Origin of the sequence: Brevundimonas sp., from assembly GCF_032107865.1 — a bacterium.
In the GTDB taxonomy this organism is placed as follows: Bacteria; Pseudomonadota; Alphaproteobacteria; order Caulobacterales; family Caulobacteraceae; genus Brevundimonas.
In genome coordinates this window covers 1-2621 of sequence record NZ_DAMCNG010000303.1, presented here as the reverse complement: position 1 = coordinate 2621, position 2621 = coordinate 1, and the positions used below count along the sequence as shown (strand labels likewise).

3 protein-coding genes and 1 pseudogene are annotated in these 2621 nt (G+C 69.9%); 3 read left to right on the top strand and 1 reads right to left on the bottom strand.

Translation table 11 applies throughout. The features are described 5' to 3' along the window. A partial coding sequence (locus RT567_RS15945; RefSeq protein ID WP_409516186.1) for a TolB family protein occupies positions 1–864 on the bottom strand: 864 nt, incomplete at its 3' end. A 69-nt stretch (positions 865–933) separates the two neighbouring features. On the opposite strand from RT567_RS15945, the gene RT567_RS15940 reads away from it, so the two are divergent. The 3 genes and pseudogenes from RT567_RS15940 to RT567_RS15930 form a co-directional block, all read left to right on the top strand. Next, positions 934–1812, top strand: a complete 879-nt coding sequence (locus RT567_RS15940; RefSeq protein WP_313577194.1) for a GNAT family N-acetyltransferase — start codon at positions 934–936, stop codon at positions 1810–1812. Positions 1813–1822: 10 nt separating this feature from the next. Next, on the top strand, positions 1823–2326 hold the full coding sequence (tsaE, locus tag RT567_RS15935; protein WP_313577193.1) for a tRNA (adenosine(37)-N6)-threonylcarbamoyltransferase complex ATPase subunit type 1 TsaE: 504 nt from the start codon (positions 1823–1825) through the stop codon (positions 2324–2326). Next, positions 2319–2621 (top strand): annotated as a pseudogene (locus tag RT567_RS15930) (aminoglycoside phosphotransferase); the annotation flags it as partial. The gene tsaE and the pseudogene RT567_RS15930, both read left to right, overlap by 8 nt.

The following is a 2621-nucleotide window of genomic DNA, read 5'->3' as shown; positions in this document are numbered from 1 at the left end:
ATTGACCGGCGCGCCGCCATCCAGGCTCAGGCGATACAGGTCGCTGTCGTTGGTGAAGGCGGCGCGGTCCGCCTGTTTGCGCGCCGCATAGATGAAGGCTTGCCCGTCGCGCGCGATGGTCAGCCCGCCCTCGCCGACGCTGACGTCAGCGTCCAGCCCGGCGGTCAGGTCGCGCGGCTGGCCCTCGGCGAAGCCCGAACCGTTCAGCGGCTGCAGGAAGATGTGGCTCTGGCGTCCGTCGGCCCAGCGGTCGAACACCCGCAGCGGCATCCGGTCATAGACCTGCTGGGTCGACTTGGCGCGCTCGGCCAGACGGTCCTTGGTGCAGTCCAGGGTCTCGCAGTCCGTATAGACCGACACGCCCAGCACCAGGGCCTTGCCGTCCGGCGTGAAGCGGAAGCCCGACAGGGACACGGGCAAGGTCGTCACCTGGGCCGCCGCCATGCCGTCGCGGTCCGCGCGCCAGACCTGGTTCGACCCGCCGCGCGGCGACAGGAAGTAGATCGACTGCCCGTCCGGCGCCCAGCGCGCGCCCGAGACGCCGCCCTCGGAAACCGGCAAGCGACGCGGCGCCGTCGCGCCGTCGACATCGGCCATCCACAGGCCCGTCAGGTTGCGGTTGCCGTCCCAGTCGGTGCGCGTGACGGCGTAGATGATGCGGCGCCCATCGGGCGAGACGCGCGGATCGCTGACCCGCTCCATCATCGCCAGATCCTTCAGGCCGAGACGGTCAGACGCCTCGGCCTGAGCCGGTGCAACAACCGCAGCCGGCGCGTCCTGGGCCAAAACCGGCGTCGCGGCCAGGCCGCCCGCCAGCAACAACATCTGGACGGCCGCAGCCGTCATCCAATGTGATCGGGTCATTACGCTACACTCCCCCAATGAATGGTCAGGCTTCCTGCATAGGCGGCGATCCGGTCCTAGCCAAGCTGGATGGCGCTTGCCCGACGCCGCCGCCTCGGCGACAAGCAGACGATGAGTCCGGCTCCCCACATCGTCGACGTGCTGATCGCCGAGCGCGCGCCCCGCCTGACGGGGTTAAGCGCCTGGCCGCTGGTCCGCCCCGCCCTCTATGGCCTGCTCGACTACGCCAAGGCGCGGCGCATGGCCGACGCCATCGGCCCCATGGCCGGGCGCCAGGCGCTGGACTACGTCTCCGACCTGCTGGAGCTGACGGTGCGGACGGCGCATCTGGACCGCCTGCCCGTCTCGGGCCGCTGTCTGGTCGTCTGCAACCACCCGACCGGCATCGCCGACGGCCTGGCCGTGCATGACGCCCTGCGGACGGTGCGGAACGACCTGATCTACTTCGCCAACGCCGATGCGCTGCGCGTCTCGCCGCGTCTGTCGGAAACCGTCGTCCCCGTCGAATGGGTCACGGCCAAGCGCACGCGCGAGAAGACCCGCGCCACGCTTCAAGCCGCCAAGGAGGCGTTCGAGGCCGAACGTTGCGTCGTCATGTTCCCGGCCGGACGTCTGGCCCGCGTCGGCGCGGGCGGTTTGCTGACCGATCCCGGCTGGGCCGCCACAGCCGCCTCTCTCGCGCGAAAATACGAGGCGCCGGTGATCCCGATCCACGTCGCCGGTCCGACCAGCCGCCTGTTCCACCTGTTCGACAAGGTGTCGCAGGAACTGCGCGACATCACCCTCTTCCACGAACTGCTGAACAAGAAGGGCCGCGCCTTCGACCTGATCGTCGGCCGCCCCATCCCGCCTCTTGCGCTGGATGTCGACGCACAGGCCGCCACCCTGAAACTGAAAACCTTCGTCGAGCGGACCCTGGCCGCCGATCCTGACGCGACCTTCGCCTGATGACCTCAGCATGATGATTTTCGACCTTCCCGACGCCGACGCCACCACCCGCCTCGGTGAAGCCATCGCCCCCCTGCTGGCGCCGGGCGAGGCCGTCCTGCTCTACGGTCCGCTGGGCATGGGCAAGTCGACGCTGGCGCGCGGCCTGATCCGCGCCCTGACGCGCCCCGACGAGGACGTGCCGTCGCCGACCTTCACCCTGGTCCAGTTCTATGAAAGCGACCCGCCCGTCGCCCACTTCGACCTCTATCGCCTGAGCCGTCCCGAAGAAGCCTTCGAGATTGGTCTGGACGAGGCGCTGGACGAGGGCTGCGCCCTGATCGAATGGCCCGAACGGCTAGGCGACAACCCCGGCCAGATGCTCGGCCCCGACCGGCTGACGATCGAAATCTCGGAACCCGCCCCTCAAGCAGCCGCCCTCCGCGAGGGCGGCGATAGGGGCCTCTCTGGAAGAGTTGCGACCGCAACTGGCGCAGGGTCGTGGGAAGCCAAACTGAAGGAACTCCATGTCTGACCGCGAAGCCCTCCGTCTCGACTTCCTGCGCTCGGCCGGTCTGGCCGAGGCCGTGCGCGCGCCCCTGCCCGGGGACGCCTCGACACGCCGATACGAGCGGCTGACGACGCCATCGGGCGCCTCCCTGATGCTGATGGATCAAGCCCCCGCCGCCGAGAGCCGCCCCTGCGATCCGTCGTGGACGCCGGACCAGCGCCAGGCCCACGGCTGGAACGCCGTCGCCCGCCTGTCCGCCGGGCGCATCGAGGCCTTCGCCGCCGTCGCCGCCCATCTGAAGTCGCTCGGCCTGTCGGCG